The organism is Pseudomonas brassicacearum, from assembly GCF_000585995.1.
In the GTDB taxonomy this organism is placed as follows: Bacteria; Pseudomonadota; Gammaproteobacteria; order Pseudomonadales; family Pseudomonadaceae; genus Aquipseudomonas; species Aquipseudomonas brassicacearum_A.
On record NZ_CP007410.1, the window covers coordinates 5,635,001 to 5,661,051 of the forward strand.

Below are 26,051 nucleotides of genomic sequence, written 5' to 3' on the forward strand. Positions count from 1 at the left end.
GCCTGACCGCGATCCACCCCGCCCACCCCGTCAGCTTCTGCAGCGGCGTCATGCTCAAGGTGATCAGCAGCAAGGTCAGCGTCCCCAACCCGAGACGATCCACCAGTACCTTGCCCGGGTCAGGACCCAGTGAATTCATCAAAGCCTCGTACAGCCAGAACAACGGCCAGATCGCCGCCGCGACGAAGACGCCGATCCGCCATATCGGGAAACGCATCAGTAGTCCTTCCTCAAGTCCATCCCTGCATAAAGAGAAGCGACTTCATCCTGATAGCCGTTGAACATCAGCGTATCGCGAACGTTGGGACTGAACAGCCCACTCGGTAAGCGACGCTCATGGGCCTGGGTCCAGCGCGGGTGATCGACCGTCGGATTAACGTTGGCATAAAAACCGTATTCATCAGACGCGATGCTTTGCCAAGTCGTCTTCGGCTGCTCGCTCACCAGGCTGATGCGCACAATGGACTTCACACTTTTGAAACCGTACTTCCACGGCACCACCAGCCGCAACGGCGCACCGTTCTGGTTTGGGAGCTCTCGCCCGTACATCCCTACCGCCAGGATTGCCAGCGGGTTCATCGCCTCATCCAACCGCAAGCCTTCCACATAAGGCCAGTCGATCAAGGCGAAGCCGGAGCGCTGTCCTGGCATGACCTTGGGATCCTGCAGGGTTTCGAAGCGAATGTATTTAGCCTTGGAAGTAGGCTCGACCTGCTTGAGCAAAGCCGAGATGGGAAAACCAATCCACGGGATGACCATGGACCAGGCTTCGACACAGCGCAGGCGATAGATACGCTCTTCCAACTGATAGGGCTTCATGAAGTCTTCCAGGCCATAACGGCCCGGCTTGCCCACCTCCCCGTCCACCACCACGCTCCAGGGCTCGGTTTTCAAGGATCCGGCATTCGCCGCCGGGTCACCCTTGTCGGTCCCGAACTCATAGAAGTTGTTGTAATGGGTGGCGTCTTTGAACGGCGTGATTGACTCATCCTTGACCGTGATCGCACCCCACTGGGTGGACGGCAGCTTCTCGGCAAACCAGGACGGTGCCTTGCCGGGCTCGACATCGGTATATCGCGCGGCATCGGCAGCACCCGCCCAACGCGGCAGGCTGCTCACGGCGAGACCCGCCATGGTTGCGCCCAGCATTTGACGACGGGATAGATAAAGGGATTCAGGCGTGACGTCCGATTCACGGCAGTCGGACGTCTTGGGGATCTTGATCAGCATGACAACTCCGCAGTATTTGGAGGCAGATGCACCAATAGACTGCGGAGTATGGGGGAAATTACATTAAGGCAACGTTTAGCGTCGACGAAGACGCAGTAAGTATTGCACTGGTCCGGAAGCGGCATAGGCGAGGAACACCAACAGCAGAATACGCGGCGGATCACTGAAGACCACCGCGAACACCAGCACCACCGCCAGAATCGCAACGAACGGCACGCGCCCCTTCAAATCCAGTTCCTTGAAGCTGTTGTACTTGATGTTGCTGACCATCAACATCCCGGCCGCCGCGACCAACAGCGCCACCAGGAACGACATTTTCGAACCCTGGATACCGTAGTCGCTGAATGCCCAGACAACACCCGCCACCACACCTGCCGCAGCCGGACTGGCCAGGCCGATGAAGTAACGTTTGTCAGCCTTGCCGACTTGCGTGTTGAAGCGTGCCAGGCGCAGCGCGGCACCCGCCACATAGATGAAGGCGACCATCCAGCCGACCTTGCCCATGTCTCCCAGCGCCCAGCCGAACGCCAGCAAGGCGGGGGCCACGCCAAAGGCGACCATGTCGGACAGCGAATCGTATTCAGCGCCGAACGCACTCTGGGTATTGGTCATGCGGGCCACGCGCCCATCCAGACCGTCGAGCACCATGGCGACAAAGATCGCAATGGCAGCGAAGGCGAAGTAACGACTCGCCCCTGCACTATCACCAGCGCTCAACGCGGCCTGGGCGCTCATGGAACTGATGATGGAATAGAAACCGGCGAACAGGTTCGCGGTGGTGAACAGGTTCGGCAGCAGATAGATGCCACGATGCCGGACCTTACGGCCTTCAGCGTCATGGCCTTCCTCGACGTGTTCATCGATGGGTAGCAGGCTTTCGGCGTCAGGAGCCTGATTTGGCTCGTCGGGACGTTCAGTCATGGACAGTACCTTGCAACGGTGTGAAAAAATTCGACAGGTGTCTGGGACGACGGTTCGGCCGCAAACGATGCAGCTTTATACCAGAAGCCACCGCCCAAACGAAAAAACGCGGCCAGGGCCGCGTTTTTCGATCAAGCTCGCGACTTAGTTCTTGGCTTTGTCGACGATCTTGTTGGCACCGATCCACGGCATCATCGAGCGCAGTTGCTCACCGATGATTTCGATACCGTGGGCGGCGTTGTTACGACGCTTGGCGGTCATCGAAGGATAGCCGGTGGCGCCCTCGCTGATGAACATCTTGGCGTATTCGCCGTCCTGAATACGTTTCAGGGCGTTGCGCATGGCCTGGCGGGACTCGGCGTTGATCACTTCCGGACCGGTCACGTACTCGCCGTATTCGGCGTTGTTGGAGATCGAGTAGTTCATGTTGGCGATACCGCCTTCGTACATGAGGTCAACGATCAGTTTCAGTTCGTGCAAGCATTCGAAGTAGGCCATTTCTGGCGCGTAGCCCGCTTCGACCAGGGTTTCGAAACCGGCTTTCACCAGCTCGACGGTGCCGCCGCACAGAACGGCTTGCTCGCCGAACAGGTCGGTTTCGGTCTCGTCCTTGAAAGTGGTTTCGATGATGCCGGTACGGCCGCCACCGACACCGGCAGCGTAGGACAGGGCGACGTTCTTGGCATTGCCGGACGCATCCTGGTAGATCGCGATCAGGTCAGGGATACCGCCGCCCTTCACGAACTCGGAACGTACGGTGTGGCCCGGAGCCTTCGGCGCGATCATGATCACGTCGAGGTCGGCGCGCGGCACAACCTGGTTGTAGTGGATCGCGAAGCCGTGGGAGAAGGCCAGGGTGGCGCCTTTCTTGATGTTCGGCTCGATTTCGTTCTTGTACAGGGCAGACTGGAACTCGTCCGGGGTCAGGATCATGACCAGGTCAGCCGCGGCAACGGCAGAAGCCACGTCGGTGACTTTCAGGCCATGGGCCTCGGCCTTGGCAACGGTGGCCGAGCCTTTACGCAGGCCGACGGTCACGTCAACGCCGGAGTCCTTCAGGTTGCACGCCTGGGCGTGACCTTGGGAACCGTAGCCGATGATGGCGACTTTCTTGCCCTGGATGATCGACAGGTCGCAGTCTTTATCGTAGAAAACTTTCATGAATTTCCCCTATATCCCGGCCGTTCAGGCCATTCGCTAATTTGGTTTAGATGCTCAGTACTTTGTCGCCACGGGCAATCCCGGTGACGCCACTGCGTACGGTTTCCAGAATCGAGGCAGTGCCGATCGATTGAATGAAGCTGTCGAGCTTGTCGCTGGTACCGGTCAACTGAACGGTATAGACGCTGGCGCTGACATCGACGATCTGCCCACGATAAATATCGGTAGTGCGTTTGATCTCGGCGCGCTGGGCGCCGGTGGCCTTGACCTTGACCAGCATCAGCTCGCGCTCGATGTGAGCACTTTCCGACAGGTCCACCAGCTTGACCACCTCGATCAGCTTGTTCAGGTTTTTGGTGATCTGCTCAATGACTTCATCGTGACCAACAGTGGTCAGCGTCAGACGCGACAGGGTCGGGTCTTCGGTTGGCGCCACAGTCAGGCTTTCGATGTTGTAGTTGCGCTGCGAGAACAGGCCCACAACACGAGACAGCGCACCCGGTTCGTTTTCCAGAAGCAGGGAAATAATATGTCGCATGATTAGGTACGCTCCGTCTTGCTCAGCCACATATCGCGCATGGAGCCGTCTTTGATCTGCATCGGGTAGACGTGCTCACTGGTGTCGACCGAAATATCGATGACCACCAGACGGTCCTTCATGGCGAACGCTTCCTCCATCTTCGACTTCAAATCCTTCGATTCGGTGATGCGCATGCCGACGTGACCATAGGCCTCTGCAAGCTTGACGAAATCAGGCAACGATTCCATGTAGGAGTGCGAGTGACGGCTACCGTAGCTCATGTCCTGCCACTGGCGAACCATACCCAGCACTCCGTTGTTCAGGATCACGATCTTCACCGGCAGACCGTATTGCAGGCAGGTGGACAGCTCCTGGATGTTCATCTGGATGCTGCCCTCGCCCGTGACACAGGCAACGTCGGCATCCGGAAAGCTCAACTGGATACCCATGGCCGCCGGGAAACCGAAGCCCATGGTGCCCAGGCCACCGGAGTTGATCCAGCGGTTGGGCTTGTTGAACTTGTAGTACTGCGCGGCGAACATCTGGTGCTGGCCCACGTCGGAGGTCACAAAGGCATCGCCCTTGGTCACTTCGCACAGGGTCTCGATCACGGTCTGCGGCTTGATCACGCTGCCGTCGCCCTTGTCGTAAGGGAACAGGCCACGGTCGCCGCGCCATTCATCCACTTGCTTCCACCAACTGGCCACGGACTCCTTGTTCGGTGTCTCGCCAATTTCCTTGAGGATGGCGACCATTTCGGTCAGCACGCTTTCTACAGGACCGACAATTGGCACGTCTGCCTTGATGGTCTTGGAGATGGAAGCCGGATCGATGTCGATGTGGATGATCTTGGCGTTCGGGCAGAACTTCGCCGGGCCGTTGATGACACGGTCGTCGAAACGCGCGCCGACTGCCAGGATCACATCGGCATGGTGCATCGCCAGGTTGGCGGTGTAGCTGCCGTGCATGCCGAGCATACCGATAAACTGACGGTCGGTGCCCGGGTAGGCGCCCAGCCCCATCAAGGTATTGGTGACAGGCAGGTTGAGCATTTTCGCCAGCTCGGTCAGCGGCGCGGAGCCATTACCGAGGATCACGCCACCACCCGAGTACAGCACTGGGCGCTTGGCCGCCAGCAGCATTTCGGCGGCCTTGCGGATTTGCCCGGAGTGCCCGCGTACGGCCGGGCTGTAGGAGCGCAGCTTGGCTTTTTTCGGGAAGATGTATTCGAACTTCTCGGCCGGGTTGGTCATGTCTTTCGGAACATCGACCACGACCGGGCCCGGACGACCGGACTCGGCCAGGTAGAAGGCCTTCTTCATGACTTCCGGGATCTCCGACGCGTGCTTGATCATGAAGCTGTGCTTCACGATCGGCCGGGAGATACCGATCATGTCGGTTTCCTGGAATGCATCGGTGCCAACCAGGGTGCTGGGCACCTGGCCGGAGATGATCACCATCGGGATGGAGTCCATGTACGCCGTGGCGATCCCGGTGATGGCGTTCGTGGCGCCTGGACCGGAAGTCACCAGTACCACGCCGGCCTTGCCGGTGGCACGGGCATAGCCGTCAGCCATATGGGTCGCCGCTTGCTCGTGACGAACCAGGATGTGGGTCACTTCCGGCTCTTTGAACAGGGCATCATAGACATGAAGAAGAGCACCACCAGGGTACCCGTAGATATACTTGACGCCTTCGTCACGCAAAAAGCGGACGAGCATCTCACCGCCAGATAAAAGCTCCACGTTGTTCACCTCTAAAACGCCAGAATACCGACCCTCAAAAGGGGACGGGTCTTAATAGGTTTACTTCTCGGCAGAGCATGAGCGACGGTGGTCGCCGACTACGTCAGCACTGACTGAGCAAGTATTGGGATCGTCCCAAGTGTTGCGGGTCTTTCCCACCCAGCGCGAGGTAACGCGTTGCGGGTGTAACAGGTCGGCGCGGATGTGCGCCTCATGATCTGCCGAGTGGGTCTGCTTCTGGCAGTCCCTCTACAGCGGACTTTGGATTCTTCTGTTTCGCCTTCTGCAAGTCAAGTCGTCAATGTACTTTATTCGAACTAAGCACATGAGAACGCAAGAAAAAACCTTTAAACGGCAACTGTGTTAGCTTCAATTGCGCAACCCATGACAAGGAAACAGCATGCGAATGTTCTTCTTGACGGCCAGCCTGCTGGTTGGCCTGAGCCCGATGTGCATGGCCGGTCAGGTCTACAAATGGGTCGATGCCCAGGGGGTCACCCACTTCGGATCCCAGCCGCCCCAAGACGCGGAGGCCACGACCGTGATCAAGTCTTCGCCGTCCGTCGCCAAGCCGCCCGCACCGCCTTCCGGCGGGCCCATTGGCGACCAGAAGGCGATCGATAAAGAGGTCAAGAAACAGATTGCCGAGCAGCAAGCCCAGCTCAAGGCATTCTGCGAACAGGCCCGGACCAACCTGGCGCAGTTACAGAACAACCCGCGGGTACGTGAAGACGTAGAAGGGGAAATGCGCCGCCTCACTGGCGAAGAGCGGCGCCAGCGCATCGAGGAAACCCGCAAGCAGATCGATGAGCATTGCCAGTAAGGTCGGTCAGCCGACGTTGCTGATCATCTGATCGAACTGCGCCAACAGCCGCTGCAACTCCACGCCCTGCCCGGGGCGCTGGGCATAGACCATTTCCGCCATGGCGAGGATGCCCGAGGCGTTGGGCAGCGGCAGGTCATTTTCCAGGATGGCTTTCATCCGCGGCAGGAAAATCCATTGCAGCCATTGCTCGAAGTCCAGGGTGTCGACCGCGAACGGTTCGACACTGGCCAACGCCTCGGCCGAAGGCGAAACGTCGCTCCACCAGCCCTGGACCCGCAACTCCCGTTCGATCAGCAGCAACTGATCGGCAATCTGGGGAAAACGTGCATCCATCAGAGCGATACCTTGGCCTTCTGACGGGCCAACGCGGCACCAGCCGAGTCGCCCTGTTTCTCACGAGCCTGGGCAATCAATTCCCACAGGCTGGCCTGAAGCGCCGGACGACCACTGCTGAAGGTCAGGCCACGACGGGCGAGTTGTTCAGCTTGCGGCGCATCACCCTGGGCCATGCGCACTTGGGCCAGGCGATAAAGCACCTGCGGTTCCCGCGGCGCTACACGCTGGGCACGCTCCAGACTGGAAGACGCACCGTTGAGGTCGCCCCCGGCCTGCTGCTGTTGCGCAGTGGTGAGCAGGGCCAGTACCGGACCGTCCAATTGTTCATCGGCGGACAAACCGCCCGAACGGGTGGACGGAATGCTGCTCGGCGTCGAAGGCATGCTGTAGCTGCCCTGATCGACCGGCGAGGTCTCGATAGGTCCCGGCGTGATGGGGCCCGGCGTGATCGGTGTGCTGCTGATCGGCGCCGAGGTCACGGCTCCACCACCCGGCACCATCACCACGACACCGGTGTCGCCTTGGGGAATCGCCTGGGTCTGGCCTTGCACTGGCCGCTTCACGGTCGTTTGCCGGAAACCGCCGTTGGCCGAGACCCGCTCACTGTTGGAAACCGCCGTGCCGGAGTCGACCACCGGAATCGAACCGCGCTGTACGGTAGAGCAACCACTGAGCAAAGCCACGGCCGTTACCGCTGGAATCAACCACTTGTTCACTTGAAACCCTCTTTGCTTAATTCATCCAGTCCTTGACCCAATCCATCACCGACTCGGCGGGATTCGTGCCGCCACAGGCAGCACCGGGTGGCGGCTCGCTGCCGCGAATATACGGCATCTGTACGGCGCCCGGGCAATTGGCGTCGGAACCTTGTCCGGTGCGCGAATCGACCCAGGCCTGAACGATGTTGTCCGGTTGCGGCATGTCCAGGGGCAACGGGTCGGCCTTGCGCATGAAACTGGTCCAGACCTGCAACGCGCCGGTGGCACCGGTGAACGGGGTCTTGCCGTTGTCATCCCGTCCGAGCCAGACCACGGCCAGCAGATCCTGGCTGAAGCCGGCGAACCAACTGTCACGCGAATCGTTACTGGTACCGGTCTTGCCTGCCAGGTTCAGGGTCCGAGGCAACACGTTATAAACCGAACTGCCGGTACCTTCACGCATGACCCGCTGCATAGCGCTCTGGATCAGATAAATAGAAGCCGGATCAAACCGCTGCTGGATCTGGAACGGATAACGCTTGAGCGGTTCGCCATCGGCGGTCAGCACACTGCGGATCCCGCGCATAGGCGTATTGAAACCACCGTTGGCCAGCGTCTGGTACATGGCGGCCACCTCGATTGGCGTGAGGCCACCGGCCCCCAGCAGCATCGACGGAAACGCCGGGAATTCGCGGCTTACCCCCAGGCGCGCCAGGGTCTTGAGTACGTTCGGCACACCCACTTCCAGCCCGAGGCGAGCCGTCGAGAGGTTGTAGGAATGCGCCAGCCCCTGGTACAGGAATACCGTGCCGTGGGAGCGACGATCATAGTTCTGTGGCTTCCAGACTTGGCCGTCCGCGCCCTTGACCGAGAACGTCTCGTCCGACAACCAACTGGTCAGCGTGTACTGGCTCGGTTTCTCCAGCGCGGTGAGGTACACCGCAGGCTTGATCAGGGAGCCAATCGGGCGGACCGCATCCAGCGCCCGATTGAAGCCGGCGAAGCTGGCCTGGCGACTGCCGATCATGGCCTGGACTTCGCCAGTCTCCGGGTTGGTCACCACCATGGCGGCTTCGACCTCTTCGGCGCCCTTGCGCCCGCCCAGCCGTTTGAAGGTGTCCTCGACCGACGCTTCGGCCTTCATTTGCAGGATCGGGTCGAAACTGGTGAAGATCCGCAGGCCCTCTTCGGTCAAGTCTTCGTCACGGTAATCTTGACGCAGTTGGCGCTTGACCAGGTCCATGAAGCCGGGGAACGAGCTGTCCGCCAGACTGCCGCGCTTGGTCACGCCCAGTGGCATTTTCTTTGCCGCTTCGACCTGCTCGGCCGTTGCCACGCCTTGTTGTTGTAGCAGGTCGAGCACCAGGTTGCGCCGCTCGAGGGCACGTTCCGGATTACGCCGCGGGTTGTAGGAAGAAGGCCCCTTGACCATGCCCACCAGCAACGCCACCTGATGCAGCTTGAGCTCGGACAACGGCTGGCTGAAGAAGAACTGGCTGGCGAGGCCGAAACCGTGCACCGCCCGCTGACCGTCCTGGCCGATGAAGACCTCGTTGAGGTACGCCTCCAGGATCTCCTGCTTGTCGTAGTGCATCTCCAGCAGCAGCGCCATCATGGCTTCGGTGAGCTTGCGGGTGAGACTGCGCTCGTTGGTCAGGTAGAAGTTCTTGACCAACTGTTGGGTCAGGGTACTGCCACCCTGGCGCATATGGCCCGAGGACGTGTTGACCCAGACAGCCCGGGCAATCGACTTGGGCGAGACACCGAAGTGATGATAGAAGTCGCGGTCTTCGACGGCGATCAGCGTATCGAGCAGGAACGGCGGCACCTGGTCGATCTTGATCAGGATCCGGTCTTCGAGATTCTTCGGGTACAGACCACCAATCAGCAGCGGCTCAAGGCGTACCACCGACAGGCTCGCGTTGTTGGCGCCGGTCAGCGCTGCCACGTAGTCGCCGGAGAAACGCACCCGCACCGGTTGCGCCTGCTCCATGCCCTCGTAGAACTGGAAGCCACGGGTATTGAGGTCGACGGTATTGCCATTGACCGAGGCCGCGCCCGGGCCATTGGCCACGCTTTCACGGCGATAGCCCAAGGCATCGAGTTCGGTCAGGAAGTCTTCCTTGCTCAGCTTTTGTCCGACGAACAGCTCCAACGGCCGGGCGTAGACCTTGGCCGGAATGGTCCAGCGCTTGCCGGAGAACTTCTCCTGGACCACGGCATCGAGATAGACCGCAAAACCGGCGAGCACGACGAGGCCAACCAGGCTGAGTTTAAGGGCCCAGCCCAGCCAGGGCCGCAGGCGGCTGGCGGGTGGTTTCTTGGGGGTGCGGGGGGATCGGGTACGAGTCATGGCGGCGGATTATACGCACTTTGCGGCGGTTCAACATGAGGCCGACGAGGTTTGCGTTAGCGCGGCTTGCCGCCATAATGACGGCCTTGAATTTTCCCAGACTCTGAAGGATCGCCCGTGAGCCAATCCCTGATCGCTGCCCTGCAAAACCCGGCCCTCTACCCGCATCCCGTCGAAGGGTTCCAGGTCATCGAAACCCACATTTCCTGGGTATTGCTCACCGGGCCCTACGCCTACAAATTCAAAAAGCCGGTCAATTTCGGTTTCCTCGACTTCACCAGCCTGGAGGCGCGCAAACATTTCTGCGGTGAAGAATTGCGCCTCAACCAGCGCTTGACCCAGGACCTGTACCTGGAAGTCCTGCCGATCACCGGCAGCGCCGAAGCACCGCAATTGGGCGGCGACGGTCCAGCCGTCGAATACGCCCTGAAGATGCGTCAGTTCCCGCAAAGCCAACTGCTCAGCACCTTGCAAGCCAACGGTGAACTGACCACCACGCACATCGACGAGATGGCCGCGCAGATCGCTCAATTTCACCTGAGCACGCCCAAAGTGCCCGCAGAAAATGCTGCCGGCACCCCGGACAGCGTGATGGCGCCCGTACGGCAGAACTTCGAACAGATTCGCCCGTTCCTCAGCGACAAGGCTGACCTGCTACAACTCGAAGCGCTGCAAGCCTGGGCCGAAAGCAGCTTCGAACGCCTCAAGCCGCTGCTCACCGAGCGCAAGACCGACGGTTTCATCCGTGAATGCCATGGCGATATCCACCTGGGCAACATCACATTGATTGACGGCAACGTGGTGATTTTCGACTGCATCGAGTTCAACGAGCCGTTCCGCTTCACCGACGTCTACGCCGACACGGCGTTCCTGGCGATGGACCTGGAAGACCGTGGGCTCAAATCCCTGGCGCGGCGCTTTGTCAGCCAATACCTGGAGTTGACCGGTGATTACCGGGGCCTGGAACTGCTGAACTTCTATAAAGCCTACCGTGCCCTGGTCCGCGCCAAGGTCGCACTGTTCAGCATGCCGGCCGAAGCCGATCCGGTGCAGCGCGCCACGACCCTTCGCCAATACCGCAACTATGCCAACCTGGCCGAAAGCTACAGCACCATCCCGTCACGTTTCCTGGCCATTACCCACGGTGTTTCGGCCGTTGGCAAAAGCCATGTCGCCATGCGCCTGGTGGAAGCACTGGGGGCGATTCGCTTGCGTTCGGACGTGGAGCGCAAGCGCCTGTTCGGTGAGCAACAAGTTCCCAACGATCCACAAACCGGCATCTATAGCAGCGACGCCAGCAGCGCCACCTATGCCCGCCTGCATGAAATCGCCGACGTGATTCTGCGCGCCGGTTTCCCGGTGGTGGTCGATGCCACTTACCTCAAGTGCGATCAGCGCGACGCGGCAGCGAAAGTCGCCGAGGCCACAGGCGCTCCATTCCTAATCCTTGATTGCAATGCGCCGCAAGCCGTCATCGAAAGCCGGCTGGCCCAGCGTCAAGCCGACCAGAAAGACCCCTCGGACGCGAACCTGGCCGTCATCGCTGCACAACAAGCCAGCCGTGAAGCGCTCACCCCGGCGGAAATTCTCTGCAGCAAACGGGTCCAAACCAATGAAAGCGGCACGCTCGATGTTGTGGTCGCGCAGATCCGTCAGCGCCTGCCGGGCCTGTAAGTCACTATTTCTTCGGTCGTGAGGCGATACCCGGCTTCACGGCCGCCAAATAGTGGCACTATACTGGCGTCATAAAACCAACAGGTGATATGAAATGAGCCTACCCAAGCTTCTCAATACCCCGCTTTATGCCTTGCTGCGTAAAGACGATATCGCAGGTTTCAACAGTGAACGCCCTCAAGGTCCGGTCGACATGCGTGGCGGCGATTTTCGTGGCCTTGATCTGCGGGAACTGAACGCGGACGACATTGATTTCAGCGACGCTTACTTCCGTTCCGCCGATTTGCGCGGCATCGATTTTCGTAAGTCGTCACTGGAAGGCGCGAGCCTGGCCCATGCGCAAATATCCGGTGCCTACTTCCCGCCTGAGTTGTCTGCCGACGAAATCCTGATGTCGATGAATTTCGGCACCCGGCTGCGTTACCGCACCCGCTGACACTGTGGAAACCGGGTAGGCCGATACGCGGCAGACCTCCCACAGACCGGACTGAGCTCCAGCGCCCCCGCTCGCGCTGGACGATGCACCTTGCTGCGCCCTCCCCCTCCATCGTGCGTAATGCATTAGAAGCTTTTGCGTTGAATCCCACCAAAGAATCACGCTTTTCCTACTGACCGCTACACTGCTCAGAAGCTTGCCCAACGCACCAGTCGGCCGTCGCAAGGAGGCTCGATGAATGATGAACTGCAACACCTGAAGAATCTGGGCAAGACATCAGCCCAGTGGCTGCATGCCGTGGGCATTCATAGCGCCTCGGATCTACGCCGGCTTGGCGCGGTGGATGCCTATCGGGCCGTGCGCACTCGCGGCTTCCGGGCTTCCAAGGTGTTGCTGTATGCCATCGAAGGCGCGTTGATGGATGTGCATTGGAACGATATTCCTGCAGAGCGCAAGGAAGCCCTTAATCAGCAGTTGGAGGCTATTTCGACGCGTCATAAAGGCTGACTTTCTTCTTTGTTTTTCGACGGGTGCTGTGACTGATCGGGTTATTTTGGCGATTCGGAAAAACAATGTTTGACATGGTAATGAGAATCGCTATGATTAGCACATCCGGTCGCGAGACTGGTCGATATTTGAACAGCCCTTGGTTCGGACTCTCAGATATCTCCTCATCAGGCTAATCACGGTTATTTGACCCGGCTCTTGCCGGGTCTTTTTTTGTCTGCTCAAAAACAGCCCTCTCTTTTTGGGGGCGGGGTTTGTGTGTATATCCGTTTCTGCGGTAACGGCTACTGGCGGTTCCGCCCTTACGGCGGGTCACTTTCGAAAAGCGCGAAAGTAACCAAAGCGCTCATGCCCCACCACTCGGTGCCTCGCCTAGGCTCGGCATGCCCGAACGCAGGCATTGCTCCGTGGGCCGCCGCGAAGGGCCATCCATGGCCCAGCGCGGCTAACCCGGCATCCATGCCGGGTTGCCCACTGCGCAATGCCTGCGTTCGGCCAGCGTGGTTAATGGGGCGCCGAGATCAACGTCCACAGCAGAGCAAAAGCAAAGCAAAGCAAAAGCAAAAGCAACGGCGGCTTTTCGGTGAAACTGGAAAGTGTCCACTATGTCCCCGCACACCCGTCAACCCTGTGTCCGGTCCGCGCAAGCCTATTCAGTTCTTCATGTGCTCACGCATCTGCGCGCAGTAATCCTGGGGTGGTTTGGCGGGGGTGTACCAGACGTAATCGGCCATGGCCGATGTCACCTCGCTGCCCTCTTCGGCCAGCATCAGGACGATTGGCGCTTCGTCGGCGCCGAGGTCCAGGGTATGTAGCGGCACGCCAACATCCTTGCGTCCATGCCAGGCGCCGGCGAATAGCAATGCGGGTGTCGGTGTACTCAATAGGCGTTCCGCCATGCGCCGGTCACGCTGTTGCTGGACAGCCAGCATCGCCAGCATTTGTGATTCAGGCAGCAGACCGCAGTGGGATTCGCGGATTTGCCCCAATAGCGCGTTCTTTACCGCAACCGCATTGGCACGAGTGCCGCTCAAGTCCGGCGCTTGGCGATAGGCGCGTTGGATCTCGGCGGCGTCCAGGTTGGCCGCCAGTAAAGGATAATGTTGTGCCAGGGCGAACTCGACGACGGGCCCATACAGAGTCCAGTCCCAGCCCGGCGACCAATCCAGTGCCCCAGGCAGATCCTTTGGCAAGGCGGGTAACCGGCGGACTGCGTCCACTCGCGGCTGTTGGGATGGAGTCAGCATTTCCAGCAACAAGCTGCCTTGGTCCCGCTGCCCGGCCAAGGCTTGGAGCAGCCATAGCTGCAAGGCGTGGTGATCTCGATTGTCATGCTGCTCACCCACCACCACCCGGGGGCCTTCGCCAGGCGGTCGACCAGCGCCTGGGACGTCAGGGCCTGGCCAGTGTGCAGATCACGGATCTGCCCGTCGACCGGGGGCGGCGTGAGGCTCTGACAAGCCGTCAATACACTCAATGCCAGTATCAGGATCAGGCGCACGTTTACATCCTCAAGGCACCCTCAACGGGCGATGATCAATGGATGCCCGCGTTCCGGATGGGGTTGCACCAGCACCTCCAGGCCAAACACCGCTTTGAGCGGCTCCGGGCGCAGCACTTGCTGGGGTGTGTCCAGGGCCACCGGCCGGCCGGATGCGAGCAGCAACAGGCGATCACAGTAACGCGCCGCCAGGTTCAGGTCATGCAGGATCACCAGCACGGCGCCGCCGCGATCAGCGAATTCACGCACCGCCTGCAGGATGGTGTGCTGATGCAGGGGATCGAGCATTGAGGTTGGCTCATCCAGCAACAAGGTTTGCCCCGCCTCGCCCGGCCACAGCTGCGCAAGTACCCGCGCCAGATGTACGCGCTGGCGCTCGCCTCCCGACAAGGCCAGGTAACTGCGGCCGTGCAGATGCGCCGCATCTGCGGTTTGCAACGCCGACGCGACGATTTGCTCATCGCGCACTCGCCCACTCTGATGAGGCAGGCGCCCCATGCCGACCACCTCCTCGACGCGGAAGGCAAAGTCCAGGGTCGAAGACTGCGGCAACACCGCCAGGCGACGGGCGCGCTCGGCACCGTTCCACTGCGCCAGCGGCCGATCATCGAGCCAGACCTCTCCCTGGGCCGGGCGCAATTCGCCGCACAGGCCCGCCAACAAGGTACTTTTTCCCGCACCATTAGGCCCGAGCACCCCGAGCACTTCGCCGGGTTGAAGCACCAGATCGACATCCGCCAGCACGGTTTGGCGACCACGGTGAATGTGCAGGTTCTGCGCTCGCAACATCAGGCGCGCCCTCGCAGCAACAGATAAAGAAAGAACGGCGCCCCGATAAAGGCCGTGATGATGCCGATCGGTAGCTCCGCCGGTGCCAGTGCCAGGCGTGCCACCAAGTCGGCGAACAGCAGCAGGCTCGCCCCCGCCAACACTGAAGCCGGCAGCAGGACGCGATGGTCGGGGCCCGCCACCAGCCGCACCAGATGGGGCACCACCAGCCCGACAAAACCAATCATGCCCGCTGCCGCCACCGCCGCGCCAACGCCCAAGGCCGTGCAGAGCACCAGCTCCCGCTTGAGGCCTTCGACGTCGATGCCCAGATGGGCCGCCTCGGATTCACCCAACAACAATGCATTGAGCGCCCGGCCCCGACGTGGCAACCAGAGCGCCACCCCGGCGCTGACCAGCAACAGCGGCCACAACCGCGCATAGCTGGCGCCGTTGAGACTGCCCAGGTTCCAGAACGTCAGGGTGCGCAAGGTTGCGTCGTCCGCCAGGTAAGTGAGCAGGCCAACGGCCGAGCCGGACAACGCGGTCAGGGCAATACCGGCCAGGAGCATGGTCGCGACGTGGGTCTGGCCGTTGCGTCGACCGAGGCGATAGACCAGCGCCGCGACCCCGAGCCCACCGAGAAATGCACACAACGACAACACGTAGGGGCCGAAGGCTTCGGGCAATCCACCCAACGCCGAACCACCGACAATGGCGAAGGCTGCGCCCAGCGCCGCGCCAGCGGAAACCCCCACCAAGCCCGGATCGGCCAGGGGGTTGCGGAACAGCCCCTGCATCGCTACACCGGACAACGCCAATACCCCGCCCACCGCCAGCCCCAGCAAGGTGCGCGGCAAACGGATCTGGCCAAGGATCAGTTCGGCCTGCTCCAGGCCATCGGCAGCCACCGGCAAACCTAGCAGGCGCAACGCGACGCGCAGGGTATCGAACAACGGCAAGCTCACTGGCCCCAGGGCCAGGGACAGCCAGATCGCCAGCAGACACAGCACACTCAGGCCGATGAACAAGCTGCGCGGCTTGACCAACCGGGTCATGGCGCCTTGGCCGACGGGGTCGGATAGAACCCGGCCGTCAATTGCGCCAGGCTTTGCGGCAACCGCGGCCCCAAGCCGCCTACCAGCAGCGTCGGGTCGAGTTCGATAACACGCCCAGCAGTGGCGGCCCGGGTCGATGAGAGGATCGGGTTTTCCTTGAACAAGGCCGCCCGCGCGTCTTCACCGCTCAAGGTGCGGTCGGCGAAGACCAATACTTCGGGATTCAGGCTCGCCAGGGTCTCCACTGAAAACGGCTTGTAACCGCTGTGGGTCGCCAGGTTGTGACCACCGGCCTGCTGCAATAGCCAGTCGGCGGCAGTGCCCTTGCCCGCGACCAGTGACTTGCCGCCGGAGCTGCCCACCAACAGCAATACGCCGGGCGTCTTTTGTTTACGCTGGGCCTCGGTCACCCGGGCATTTTGTTCGGCGAGCTGTTTTTGATAACGGTCGAACAACTGCGCCGCCTCGGCCTCGGCCCCCAGCAACTGCCCCAAGTGCCGTAGATTGCCCTGGAGGGTCGGCAGATCCGGTGTGGCCGAGAACAATTCGATCTGCACTCCGGCGCTGCGGATCTGCGACAACACCGGCGGCGGGCCCATTTCTTCAGTGCCCATCAGGATCTGCGGGCGCAGGCTCAGCACGCCCTCCGCCGACAGCTGTCGCTGATAACCGATACTGGGCAGGGCCCGCAGGGATTGTGGATGCTGGCTGGTGGTGTCCACGCCCACCAGTTTCGATTCGCCACCCAAGGCGCTGACCCATTCCGATAATGCGCCGCCGGCACTGACCCAGCGTTGTGGCAAATCGGCCGCAGTGGCCCCTTGGTTCATCAGCAGTGCGACACAGAGCGCAACAACGCGGATATTCAGGCGCATCAGGCAGCTTCCTCGAAGAAGTTTTCCACAGGGTCGAGCATGGACCCGTCGGGCCAAGTATCCTCAGCCTCTGCGAAGGAGGCGCCATTTGATAATTGTTTTCATTTGGCCGTCAAGCGTGAACCTTCAGCCACACGAAACCCTGTGGGAGCGAGCTTGCTCGCGATAGCGACGTGTCAGTCACCGAGATGTTGAATGTACCCTCGTCATCGCGAGCAGCTTGCTCCCACAGTGGATTGACTCCGACCAATATCGAGACACACATGAAGTTTCTTTGTACCGCCGCCCAATTGCCCGACAACGGCAGTCGCGGTTTCGACATCGATGGGCGCAAGGTGCTGGCGGTGCGGCGCGCGGGCCAGGTTTATGCCTATCTCAACCGTTGCCCGCACCGCGGCGTGCCATTGGAATGGCAACCCGACCAGTTTCTCGACCCCAGCGCCAGCCTGATCCAATGCGCCACCCATGGTGCACTGTTTCTGATCGAAAGCGGTGAATGCGTGGCCGGCCCCTGCGCCGGTCAGTTCCTGGCGGCGTTAGACAGCCGGGAGGACGAACAAGGAATCTGGGTGCAGCTGTAGGGGTTCGAGCAACACCGGCAACGGACGATCCACCCACATCTGCTCGGCGGTCAGCGTGACGCCATAGGCCAGCACCTCCACCCCCGCCGCCACCGCATCGCGCAAGGCAGCCGCGTACACCGGGTCGATTTCCTGCGCCGGGCGCACCGCCTCGATGCCGCTCAGGTTTACGCAATACAGCTGCACCGCCCGCACGCCTTCCCGGGCCAGGCAGGCGAGTTCGCGCAGATGCTTGGCTCCGCGCAGGGTCACGGCATCGGGAAACGCCGCCACATCCGTGCCCTCAAAACCCAGCGTGACGCTTTTGACTTCGACCCAAGCCGAACTGTTTTCGTAGTCCAGCCTGAAATCGATACGGCTGTTTTCCTGACCATAGGCCACTTCACGCTTGAGCCCGGTAAACCCGTTCAATTCGCTGATGACCCCGGCGCGCAGAGCCTCTTCGATCAAGGCATTGGCCCGCGCGGTATTGATGCAGGCGAGCCGCCCCTGCGGGGTTTCGCCGATTTCCCAAGTGCCGGGCAGCTTGCGCTTGGGGTCGCTGGAGCGACTGAACCAGACGCGTGCGCCTTCGGCCATGCAATTGAGCATCGAACCGGTGTTCGGGCAGTGGATAGTCAGAAGTTCGCCATGAACGGTCTCGATATCGGCGAGAAAACGCTTGTAACGTCGAATCAGTCGACCTTCTTCCAACGCAGGGGAAAAACGCATCAGCCTTGCCAGCTCCGCAGTCCACGTTCGATTCGTTCCACCGCTTCTTGAAGCCGCGGCAGGCTCTGGGTGTAGGCGAAACGCACATGGTGGCCGGCCTGGTAACGTCCGAAATCCAGGCCCGGCGTAAACGCCACGTGCTCGGTTTCCAGGAAATGCTGGCAGAACGCAAAGGCATCGCCACCGAACGCGCTGATATCGGCGTAGAGGTAAAACGCCCCCTCCGGCTCCACCGCGATACCGAAGCCCAACTCACGCAGGGCCGGCAGCAGAAAGTCGCGCCGCAGCGCGAACTCGGCCCGACGTTGCTCGAAGATTTCGATGGTGGCGGGTTCAAAACAGGCCAGGGCCGCGTACTGAGCCATGCTCGGCGCACTGATGTAGAGGTTCTGCGCGAGTTTTTCCAGCTCGCCCACGGCCGCCGAAGGGGCCACCAGCCAGCCAAGCCGCCAGCCGGTCATGCCGAAATACTTGGAAAAACTATTAAGGACAAAGGCATCGTTGTCGACTTCCAGCACGCTGGCGGCGTCGGTGCCGTAGGTCAAGCCGTGGTAGATCTCATCCACCACCAGATGGCCGTTATGCCGCTTGATGGCCTTGGACAACCCGGCCAACTCGTCCCGGGTGAGGATTGTCCCGGTCGGGTTGGCCGGCGACGCCACCAGCGCGCCGACGCTGTCCTGGTCCCAATGGCGGTCCACCAGGTCCGGCGTCAATTGGTAACGCACGTCCGGACCCACCGGCACCAATTGCGCCGCGCCTTCCACCAAGCGCAGGAAGTGGCGGTTACACGGATAGCCAGGGTCGGCCAACAACCAGTGTTTGCCTGGGTCCACCAGCAAGGCGCTGGCCAGCAGCAACGCACCGGACCCACCCGGGGTGACCAGGATCCGTCGTGGATCGAGGTCCACCCCGTAGCGCTGGGCGTAAAAACCCGCGATGGCTTCACGCAACTCGGGAATGCCACGGGCGGCGGTGTAGCGGGTCTTGCCCGCCGCCAGCGCCGCCTGGCCGGCCTGGATGATCGGCTCGGCCGTGGTGAAGTCTGGCTCGCCGATCTCCAGGTGGATGACGTCATGCCCCACGGCCTGCAATTCATTGGCACGGGCCAGCAGCGCCATCACATGGAAAGGTTCGATGGCGCGGCTGCGCGCACTGTAGGGCTGAGCCATTGGCCTTCCTTCAGGTGAAAAAGAACCGATTCTACCCAACTCTGCGCCCAAGTCAGAAACAACTGCGGAACGAGCGCGAACCTCAAGCGGTCAGAGCCCTCGGATTACTGGAAATGACTCCAGCGATTGGCCCAGGCTTGACTAGAATCAAGCATTGAGCAGGATTACATCTGCACCGAACCGAACCCGACCACGCTTTACAAAGCCCCGGCCGCCGCAGGCTCGACAACCGGGAGTAGCGCGGCCCGATTTGATCTGGTAAGTTCGCCCGCTTGCAGCCGCAGGGCCGGCAGGTGTCGGTGATGGAGCAATCCTGCGTAGTGGATTACAAGAGTAGAGGCGGTCCATTCATGCCCACCCAAGCAAAGCAGAATCAAAATCAGACGCTCAGCGGGTTTGAGCCTTACGTCCAGAAAGCTGGCGAAGAGTACATGGGCGCCCCCATGCGCGCGCACTTCACCAAGATCCTGAACAAGTGGAAACAGGACTTGATGCAGGAAGTCGACCGCACCGTGGATCACATGAAAGACGACGCGGCCAACTTCCCTGACCCGGCCGACCGTGCCAGCCAGGAAGAAGAATTCAGCCTGGAACTGCGCGCCCGTGACCGTGAGCGCAAGCTCATCAAGAAAATCGACAAGACCTTGCAACTGATCGAAGACGAAGAATACGGTTGGTGCGAGTCCTGCGGCGTCGAGATCGGCATCAAGCGACTGGAAGCACGTCCAACCGCCGACATGTGTGTCGACTGCAAGACCCTGGCGGAAATCAAGGAAAAACAGGTCGGCAAGTAATTGCCCGGGCTGTCACAAAAAAACGGAGCGTTCACACGCTCCGTTTTTTTGTTTCTGAAACTTCCTCCAAGCGTGACAAAACCCTGTGGGAGCGAGCTTGCTCGCGATAGCGCCGGATCAGCCAGCATCCATGTGACTGACACCCCGCCATCGCGAGCAAGCTCGCTCCCACAGAGTGATCGCAGATAGATACATGTTCCCGCCAAACCGGACCTAGTAACATTCTTCCCATGACGCCCACCTCCCCCTACATCGGCCGCTTCGCCCCCACCCCCAGCGGCCACCTGCACTTCGGCTCGCTGGTCGCCGCGCTGGCGTCATACCTGGATGCCCGGGCCGTGGGCGGGCGCTGGTTGCTGCGCATGGAAGACCTCGACCCGCCACGGGAAGAACCCGGCGCGCAAGCCGCGATCCTCCGGGCACTGGAAAGCTATGGGTTTGAATGGGACGGCGAAATGGTCCGCCAGAGCGAGCGCCATGAAGCCTACGACCAGGTCATCAACCGGCTGCTCAGCCAGGGGTTGGCCTACGCGTGCACCTGCTCGCGTAAACAACTGGAGGCGTACCAGGGCATTTACCCTGGATTGTGTCGCAACGCCGGGCATGGCACTGAGAACGCCGCCATTCGCCTGCGCGTTCCTGAGTTGGTGTACCACTTCACCGACCGGGTCCAGGGTGAGTTTCGCCAGCACCTGGGCCACGAAGTCGGTGACTTTGTGATTCGCCGACGCGACGGGCTCCACGCTTATCAACTGGCCGTGGTGCTGGACGACGCCTGGCAAGGGGTCACCGATATCGTGCGCGGCGCCGACCTGCTGGACTCCACGCCGCGCCAGCTCTACCTGCAAGAGCTGCTCGGGCTGCCACAACCGCGTTACCTGCACGTGCCGTTGATCACCCAGCCCGACGGGCACAAGCTGGGCAAATCCTATCGTTCGCCACCGCTGGCGGCCGAGCAGGCTACGCCGCTGCTGTTGCGGGCGTTGCGCGCCTTGGGCCAGCAACCGGGCCTCGAATTGGTCGACGCCAGCCCACGGGCATTGCTGGATTGGGGCGTTCGCCACTGGGAGGCGGCCAAGATCCCGCGCACACTGACCCTGCCTGAAGCGCAAATACGTTGACGGCCCTTGCAGCTTGGCGCCCATCCGTTACCATCGCCGCACGTTTTCGGGCACGCGCTTAAAATTAAAGAGAGACCGGGATGTACATCTATCGCTTGGTCCTGCTCCTGGTAGTGGGGATTTACCTGTTCTCCCCGGCCATCATGGATTGGTGGATCGACGCCACGGGTGCCTGGTATCGGCCGTATCTGCTCTGGCTGATCCTGATCGTCGTGACCTTCATCCTGCAGAGCCAAAAAGATGCCGATGAGCTTTAGCCTGACCCAGATGATCCTGATCAGCGCCGCCTACCTGGCGGTGCTGTTCGGCGTGGCCTGGATCAGCGAACGAGGGATGATCCCCCGGGCGATCATCCGCCACCCGCTGACCTACACCCTGTCGCTGGGTGTCTACGCCAGCGCCTGGGCGTTCTATGGCACGGTAGGGCTGGCCTATCAGTACGGCTATGGTTTCCTGTCCAGTTACCTCGGCGTCTCGGGCGCGTTCCTGCTGGCGCCGGTGTTGCTCTACCCGATCCTGAAAATCACCCGCACCTACCAACTGTCGTCCCTGGCCGACCTGTTCGCCTTTCGTTTCCGCAGCACCTGGGCCGGCGCGCTGACCACCATTTTCATGCTGGTCGGCGTATTGCCGTTGCTGGCCCTGCAAATCCAGGCCGTGGCCGACTCCATCAGCATCCTGACCCGAGAACCCGTGCAGCACCGGGTGGCGCTGAGCTTCTGCGCGCTGATCATCCTCTTCACGATTTTCTTTGGTTCCCGGCACATCGCCACGCGGGAAAAGCACGAAGGCCTGGTGTTCGCCATCGCCTTCGAATCGGTGATCAAACTGATCGCCATCGGCGGTGTCGGCCTCTATGCCCTGTACGGCGTGTTCGATGGCCCGCAACAGCTGGAAGTGTGGTTGCTGCAGAACCAGACCGCCCTCGCCGCCCTGCACACGCCCTTGCAGGAAGGCCCATGGCGCACGCTGCTGCTGGTGTTTTTCGCCTCGGCGATCGTGATGCCGCACATGTACCACATGACCTTTACCGAAAACCTCAACCCGCGCTCGCTGGTCAGCGCGAGCTGGGGCCTGCCGCTGTTCCTGCTGCTGATGAGCCTGGCGGTACCGCTGATCCTGTGGGCGGGCTTGAAATTGGGGGCCAGCACCAATCCGGAATACTTCACCCTGGGCATCGGCATCGCCGCCAACAACAAAGCCTTGGCGCTGCTGGCTTACGTCGGAGGCCTGTCGGCGGCCAGCGGCCTGATCATCGTCACCACACTGGCACTGTCGGGCATGGCCCTCAACCATTTGGTGCTGCCGCTCTACCAGCCACCGGCCGAAGGCAATATCTATCGCTGGTTGAAATGGACCCGGCGGGCGCTGATCGTCGCCATCATCATGGCTGGCTACGGCTTCTACTTGATGCTGGGCGAGGGCCAGGACCTGGCCAACCTCGGCATCGTTGCCTTCGTCGCCACCCTGCAGTTCCTGCCCGGCGTGTTGTCGGTGCTGTATTGGCCGACCGCCAACCGCCGCGGTTTCATCGCTGGCCTGCTGGCAGGGATTCTGGTGTGGCTGGTCGCCATGCTGTTGCCGCTGGTGGGCAACCTGCAAGGCTTCTACATTCCGCTGCTCAACATGATTTACGTGCTCGACGACACCAGTTGGCACATGGCAGCCATCGCCTCCCTGGCGGCGAACGTGTTGATGTTCACCCTGATTTCGCTCTTCACCAACGCCAGCAGCGAGGAGGCCAGCGCCGCCGAAGCCTGTGCCGTGGACAACGTCCGCCGCCCGCAGCGCCGCGAGCTGCACGCTGCTTCGCCCCAGGAGTTCGCCACGCAACTGGCCAAGCCCCTGGGCGCCAAGGCCGCGCAAAAGGAGGTCGAACAGGCCCTGCGCGACCTTTATCTACCTTTCGATGAGCGCCGCCCCTATGCATTGCGCCGCCTGAGGGACCGGATCGAAGCCAACCTGTCGGGCTTGATGGGCCCCAGCGTGGCCCAGGACATGGTCGAGACGTTCCTGCCCTACAAGGCCGGCGGCGAGAACTACGTCACCGAAGACATCCACTTCATCGAAAGCCGCCTCGAGGACTATCACTCGCGCCTCACGGGCCTGGCCGCCGAACTGGACGCCCTGCGCCGTTATCACCGCCAGACCCTGCAAGAACTCCCGATGGGCGTGTGTTCCCTGGCCAAGGATCAGGAAATCCTGATGTGGAACAAGGCCATGGAAGAGCTGACCGGTATCGCCGCCCAACGGGTGGTCGGGTCACGCCTGAGCACGTTGGGCGAGCCGTGGAAAGGCTTGCTGCAAGGGTTCATCGACCTGCCGGACGAGCACTTGCACAAGCAACACCTGGCCCTCGATGGCCAGACGCGCTGGTTGAACCTGCACAAGGCGGCGATCGACGAGCCACTGGCGCCGGGCAACAGCGGCCTGGTGCTGCTGGTGGAAGACCTCACCGATACCCAGATGCTTGAAGACAAACTGGTCCACTCCGAACGCCTGGCGAGCATCGGCCGGCTGGCCGCCGGGGTGGCCCACGAGATCGGCAACCCGATCACCGGCATCGCCTGCCTGGCGCAGAACCTGCGCGAAGAACGCGAGGATGATGGCGAGCTGACGGAAATCAGCGGCCAGATCCTTGAACAGACCAAGCGCGTGTCGCGCATTGTTCAGTCGTTGATGAGCTTCGCCCATGCCGGCGGTCATCAACACAACGATGAGCCCGTCTGTCTGGCCGAAGTCGCCCAGGATGCCATTGGTCTGCTAGCACTCAACCGGCGCAATTTCGAAGTGCAATTTTTCAACCTGTGCGATCCGGATCACTGGGTCGACGGCGATCCCCAGCGGCTCGCCCAGGTGTTGATCAACTTGTTGTCCAACGCGCGCGACGCCTCACCGGCCGGCAGCGCGGTGCGAGTCAAGAGCGAAGCCTTTGAGCACACGATCGACCTGATCGTCGAAGACGAAGGCAGCGGTATCCCACAGAACATCATGGATCGATTGTTCGAACCCTTCTTCACCACCAAGGATCCTGGCGAAGGCACCGGTCTGGGCCTCGCACTGGTCTATTCCATCGTTGAAGAGCATTATGGACAAATCACCATCGACAGCCCGGCCGATGTACAAAGCCAACGCGGCACCCGTATCCGGGTAACCTTGCCGCGTCATGTCGAAGCGACGTCCGCTGTGAACTGAGACCGTCGAGAGAATCGAATCAATGCCGCACATTTTGATCGTCGAAGACGAAACAATTATCCGCTCCGCCTTGCGCCGCCTGCTGGAACGCAACCAGTACCAGGTCAGCGAAGCCGGTTCAGTGCAGGAAGCACAAGAGCGTTTCAGCATCCCAACGTTTGACCTGATCGTCAGCGACCTGCGTCTGCCCGGCGCCCCCGGCACCGAGCTGATCAAGCTCGGTCAAGGCACGCCGGTGCTGATCATGACCAGTTACGCCAGCCTGCGCTCGGCGGTCGACTCCATGAAAATGGGCGCCGTGGACTACATCGCCAAACCCTTCGATCACGACGAGATGCTCCAGGCCGTGGCCCGCATCCTGCGCGACCGACAGACGGCAACCGGCAACGCCGTGGAGCCCGTCGGCAAGACTTCGGCCGCGGCAAAAGCCGGCGCCAGCAACCATAACGGCGAAATCGGCATCATCGGCTCCTGCCCGCCCATGCAGGATCTGTACAGCAAGATCCGCAAAGTGGCGCCAACCGACTCCAATGTCCTGGTCCAGGGCGAGTCCGGTACCGGTAAGGAATTGGTGGCCCGGGCGCTGCATAACCTCTCTCGCCGGGCCAAGGCGCCGATGATCTCGGTGAACTGCGCGGCGATCCCGGAAAGCCTGATCGAGTCCGAGCTGTTCGGTCACGAGAAAGGTGCGTTTACCGGCGCCAGCGCCGGACGCGCCGGGCTGGTGGAAGCAGCGGACGGCGGCACGCTGTTCCTCGATGAAATCGGCGAACTGCCGCTGGAAGCCCAGGCACGCTTGCTGCGTGTGCTTCAGGAAGGCGAAATCCGCCGGGTCGGCTCGGTGCAGTCGCAGAAGGTCGACGTACGCCTGATCGCGGCCACCCACCGCGACCTCAAGAGCCTGGCGAAGATCGGCCAGTTCCGTGAAGACTTGTATTACCGCCTGCACGTCATCGCCTTGAAGCTGCCGGCCCTGCGCGAACGTGGCGCGGACGTCAACGAAATCGCCAATGCCTTCCTCGCTCGCCAGAGCGCCCGGGTCAACCGCACCGACCTGACGTTCGCCCCGGACGCCGAGCAGGCGATTCGTCATTACGCTTGGCCGGGTAACGTCCGAGAGTTGGAAAACGCGGTCGAACGGGCAGTGATCCTGTGCGAGAGCCCGGAAATCTCCGCCGACCTGCTGGGCATCGACATCGAACTCAGCGATCTGGACGATGAGGAATTCATCGGCCTGGCCCCTCAACAGGGCGCGGCCAACAACACCAGCCACGAGCCCACCGAAGACCTGTCATTGGAAGACTACTTCCAACATTTCGTCCTGGAACACCAGGACCACATGACCGAGACCGAACTGGCGCGCAAGCTGGGTGTAAGCCGCAAATGCCTGTGGGAACGCCGCCAGCGCCTGGGCATTCCACGACGCAAGACCGGCGTGGCCAGCGAAAGCTGACTGTGTGGGAGCAAGCTCACTCCCACAGTGAATGTGAAAAAACTGTTACCTCAGCTTTTTCACGTAACAGAAGCCGGGGTTTACGGTAACGAAACCCCGGCTTTTTTTCGCCCCGGAAAAACCGCTATAAGCATAGAAGCCCCGGTTTTCCGGGGCTTTGCAAAAGTTGGCACGCACCCTGCTATAGCTTTGGTACAAGAACAATAACAAGCAATGCACAAGACAATAAAAATAAGACGAATCGACTCACGCACAATAAAAACAAGACGGCGAGAGGCGCAGCTAACTGATTCTTTTGGAGAGGCGTTGTATTTGGGGCTTGCCCCACAACCAGGCCGAGAACAATAAAAACTGTCTCAAGACAGGTGCCTGAACTGGTTGGATCGATTGATCACTGCAACACAGCGACCAAAGC

24 protein-coding genes and 1 pseudogene (1 of these 25 cut by a window edge) are annotated in these 26,051 nt (G+C 61.1%); 10 read left to right on the top strand and 15 right to left on the bottom strand.

All coding sequences use genetic code 11. From position 1 onward, the window contains the following. From msrQ to CD58_RS24145, 6 genes are all read right to left on the bottom strand, one after another. Nucleotides 1-217: the start of a protein-methionine-sulfoxide reductase heme-binding subunit MsrQ gene (gene msrQ / locus CD58_RS24120; protein ID WP_025215492.1), read on the bottom strand. 404 nt of this gene lie to the left of the window's left edge; the window shows 217 of its 621 coding nt (coding positions 1-217); it begins with the start codon at nt 215-217; its stop codon lies beyond the left edge, outside the window. Then, nucleotides 217-1,230 carry a protein-methionine-sulfoxide reductase catalytic subunit MsrP gene (gene msrP / locus CD58_RS24125; RefSeq protein ID WP_025215493.1) on the bottom strand — a complete coding sequence of 338 codons (1,014 nt, stop codon included), beginning with the start codon at nt 1,228-1,230 and terminating at the stop codon, nt 217-219. Before msrP ends, msrQ begins: the two co-directional genes overlap by 1 nt. 75 nt (nt 1,231-1,305) lie before the next feature. After that, nucleotides 1,306-2,151, bottom strand: coding sequence for a CDP-diacylglycerol--serine O-phosphatidyltransferase (gene pssA, locus CD58_RS24130; protein WP_025215494.1), 846 nt, complete (start codon nt 2,149-2,151; stop codon nt 1,306-1,308). A 144-nt stretch (nt 2,152-2,295) separates the two neighbouring features. Further along, nucleotides 2,296-3,312: a ketol-acid reductoisomerase gene (ilvC, locus tag CD58_RS24135; RefSeq protein WP_003185459.1), complete on the bottom strand. Its 1,017-nt coding sequence runs from the start codon at nt 3,310-3,312 to the stop codon at nt 2,296-2,298. 46 nt (nt 3,313-3,358) lie between these two features. Then, nucleotides 3,359-3,850, bottom strand: coding sequence for an acetolactate synthase small subunit (ilvN, locus tag CD58_RS24140; RefSeq protein WP_003176102.1), 492 nt, complete (start codon nt 3,848-3,850; stop codon nt 3,359-3,361). A gap of 2 nt (nt 3,851-3,852) precedes the next feature. Beyond that, nucleotides 3,853-5,577 carry an acetolactate synthase 3 large subunit gene (locus CD58_RS24145; RefSeq protein ID WP_025215495.1) on the bottom strand — a complete coding sequence of 575 codons (1,725 nt, stop codon included), beginning with the start codon at nt 5,575-5,577 and terminating at the stop codon, nt 3,853-3,855. Nucleotides 5,578-5,977: 400 nt separating this feature from the next. Here CD58_RS24145 and CD58_RS24150 point away from each other — a divergent pair, with 400 nt between their 5' ends. Then, on the top strand, nt 5,978-6,400 hold the full coding sequence (locus CD58_RS24150; RefSeq protein ID WP_025215496.1) for a DUF4124 domain-containing protein: 423 nt from the start codon (nt 5,978-5,980) through the stop codon (nt 6,398-6,400). 6 nt (nt 6,401-6,406) lie between these two features. Here the strand turns inward: CD58_RS24150 and CD58_RS24155 are convergent, their stop codons facing one another. From CD58_RS24155 to mrcB, 3 genes are read right to left on the bottom strand one after another with little or no spacing between them, the layout of a single operon-like run. Then, the gene (locus CD58_RS24155) at nt 6,407-6,736 is read right to left on the bottom strand and encodes a YqcC family protein (RefSeq protein ID WP_025215497.1); all 330 of its coding nucleotides are present in this window, start codon (nt 6,734-6,736) and stop codon (nt 6,407-6,409) included. Then, complete coding sequence (locus tag CD58_RS24160; RefSeq protein ID WP_025215498.1) at nt 6,736-7,455, bottom strand: tetratricopeptide repeat protein; 720 nt, start codon at nt 7,453-7,455, stop codon at nt 6,736-6,738. The genes CD58_RS24155 and CD58_RS24160 overlap by 1 nt, the downstream gene beginning before the upstream one ends. A gap of 16 nt (nt 7,456-7,471) precedes the next feature. Then, on the bottom strand, nt 7,472-9,790 hold the full coding sequence (gene mrcB, locus CD58_RS24165) for a penicillin-binding protein 1B (protein ID WP_025215499.1): 2,319 nt from the start codon (nt 9,788-9,790) through the stop codon (nt 7,472-7,474). A 117-nt stretch (nt 9,791-9,907) separates the two neighbouring features. Here mrcB and CD58_RS24170 point away from each other — a divergent pair, with 117 nt between their 5' ends. From CD58_RS24170 to CD58_RS24180, 3 genes are all read left to right on the top strand, one after another. Then, nucleotides 9,908-11,464: an AAA family ATPase gene (locus CD58_RS24170; RefSeq protein ID WP_025215500.1), complete on the top strand. Its 1,557-nt coding sequence runs from the start codon at nt 9,908-9,910 to the stop codon at nt 11,462-11,464. A 94-nt stretch (nt 11,465-11,558) separates the two neighbouring features. Then, nucleotides 11,559-11,900, top strand: a complete 342-nt coding sequence (locus tag CD58_RS24175) for a pentapeptide repeat-containing protein (protein WP_025215501.1) — start codon at nt 11,559-11,561, stop codon at nt 11,898-11,900. 234 nt (nt 11,901-12,134) lie between these two features. Continuing rightward, on the top strand, nt 12,135-12,407 hold the full coding sequence (locus CD58_RS24180; protein ID WP_025215502.1) for a TfoX/Sxy family protein: 273 nt from the start codon (nt 12,135-12,137) through the stop codon (nt 12,405-12,407). Between the two features lie 653 nt (nt 12,408-13,060). Here the strand turns inward: CD58_RS24180 and CD58_RS24185 are convergent. The 4 genes and pseudogenes from CD58_RS24185 to CD58_RS24200 all read right to left on the bottom strand — a co-directional run bounded on the left by CD58_RS24185 (nt 13,061) and on the right by CD58_RS24200 (nt 16,609). Continuing rightward, a pseudogene (locus CD58_RS24185) lies at nt 13,061-13,908 on the bottom strand (ChaN family lipoprotein). A gap of 21 nt (nt 13,909-13,929) precedes the next feature. Then, complete coding sequence (locus tag CD58_RS24190; RefSeq protein WP_025215503.1) at nt 13,930-14,697, bottom strand: heme ABC transporter ATP-binding protein; 768 nt, start codon at nt 14,695-14,697, stop codon at nt 13,930-13,932. After that, on the bottom strand, nt 14,697-15,680 hold the full coding sequence (locus CD58_RS24195; RefSeq protein WP_162178174.1) for a FecCD family ABC transporter permease: 984 nt from the start codon (nt 15,678-15,680) through the stop codon (nt 14,697-14,699). Before CD58_RS24195 ends, CD58_RS24190 begins: the two co-directional genes overlap by 1 nt. A gap of 50 nt (nt 15,681-15,730) precedes the next feature. Further along, nucleotides 15,731-16,609, bottom strand: a complete 879-nt coding sequence (locus tag CD58_RS24200; RefSeq protein ID WP_025215505.1) for a heme/hemin ABC transporter substrate-binding protein — start codon at nt 16,607-16,609, stop codon at nt 15,731-15,733. Nucleotides 16,610-16,872: 263 nt separating this feature from the next. Here CD58_RS24200 and CD58_RS24205 point away from each other — a divergent pair, with 263 nt between their 5' ends. Further along, nucleotides 16,873-17,190 carry a Rieske (2Fe-2S) protein gene (locus CD58_RS24205; RefSeq protein WP_025215506.1) on the top strand — a complete coding sequence of 106 codons (318 nt, stop codon included), beginning with the start codon at nt 16,873-16,875 and terminating at the stop codon, nt 17,188-17,190. Here the strand turns inward: CD58_RS24205 and sfsA are convergent. Beyond that, nucleotides 17,146-17,901 (bottom strand): DNA/RNA nuclease SfsA, encoded by a 756-nt coding sequence (gene sfsA, locus CD58_RS24210; protein WP_025215507.1) that lies wholly within the window; start codon nt 17,899-17,901, stop codon nt 17,146-17,148. The two genes, CD58_RS24205 and sfsA, sit on opposite strands and share 45 nt — an antisense overlap. Further along, nucleotides 17,901-19,073 (bottom strand): pyridoxal phosphate-dependent aminotransferase, encoded by a 1,173-nt coding sequence (locus CD58_RS24215; RefSeq protein ID WP_025215508.1) that lies wholly within the window; start codon nt 19,071-19,073, stop codon nt 17,901-17,903. The genes sfsA and CD58_RS24215 overlap by 1 nt, the downstream gene beginning before the upstream one ends. A 350-nt stretch (nt 19,074-19,423) precedes the next feature. On the opposite strand from CD58_RS24215, the gene dksA reads away from it, so the two are divergent. The 5 genes from dksA (at nt 19,424) to CD58_RS24240 (ending at nt 25,636) form a co-directional block, all read left to right on the top strand. Continuing rightward, nucleotides 19,424-19,867 (top strand): RNA polymerase-binding protein DksA, encoded by a 444-nt coding sequence (dksA, locus tag CD58_RS24220; RefSeq protein WP_025215509.1) that lies wholly within the window; start codon nt 19,424-19,426, stop codon nt 19,865-19,867. A gap of 230 nt (nt 19,868-20,097) precedes the next feature. Next, complete coding sequence (gene gluQRS, locus CD58_RS24225) at nt 20,098-20,988, top strand: tRNA glutamyl-Q(34) synthetase GluQRS (RefSeq protein WP_025215510.1); 891 nt, start codon at nt 20,098-20,100, stop codon at nt 20,986-20,988. An 80-nt stretch (nt 20,989-21,068) separates the two neighbouring features. Continuing rightward, the gene (locus CD58_RS30885; protein WP_003176118.1) at nt 21,069-21,245 is read left to right on the top strand and encodes a hypothetical protein; all 177 of its coding nucleotides are present in this window, start codon (nt 21,069-21,071) and stop codon (nt 21,243-21,245) included. Continuing rightward, nucleotides 21,229-24,183 carry a sensor histidine kinase gene (locus CD58_RS24235; protein WP_025215511.1) on the top strand — a complete coding sequence of 985 codons (2,955 nt, stop codon included), beginning with the start codon at nt 21,229-21,231 and terminating at the stop codon, nt 24,181-24,183. The genes CD58_RS30885 and CD58_RS24235 overlap by 17 nt, the downstream gene beginning before the upstream one ends. A 22-nt stretch (nt 24,184-24,205) precedes the next feature. Further along, complete coding sequence (locus tag CD58_RS24240; protein WP_025215512.1) at nt 24,206-25,636, top strand: sigma-54-dependent transcriptional regulator; 1,431 nt, start codon at nt 24,206-24,208, stop codon at nt 25,634-25,636. Nucleotides 25,637-26,051 lie beyond the last annotated feature (415 nt).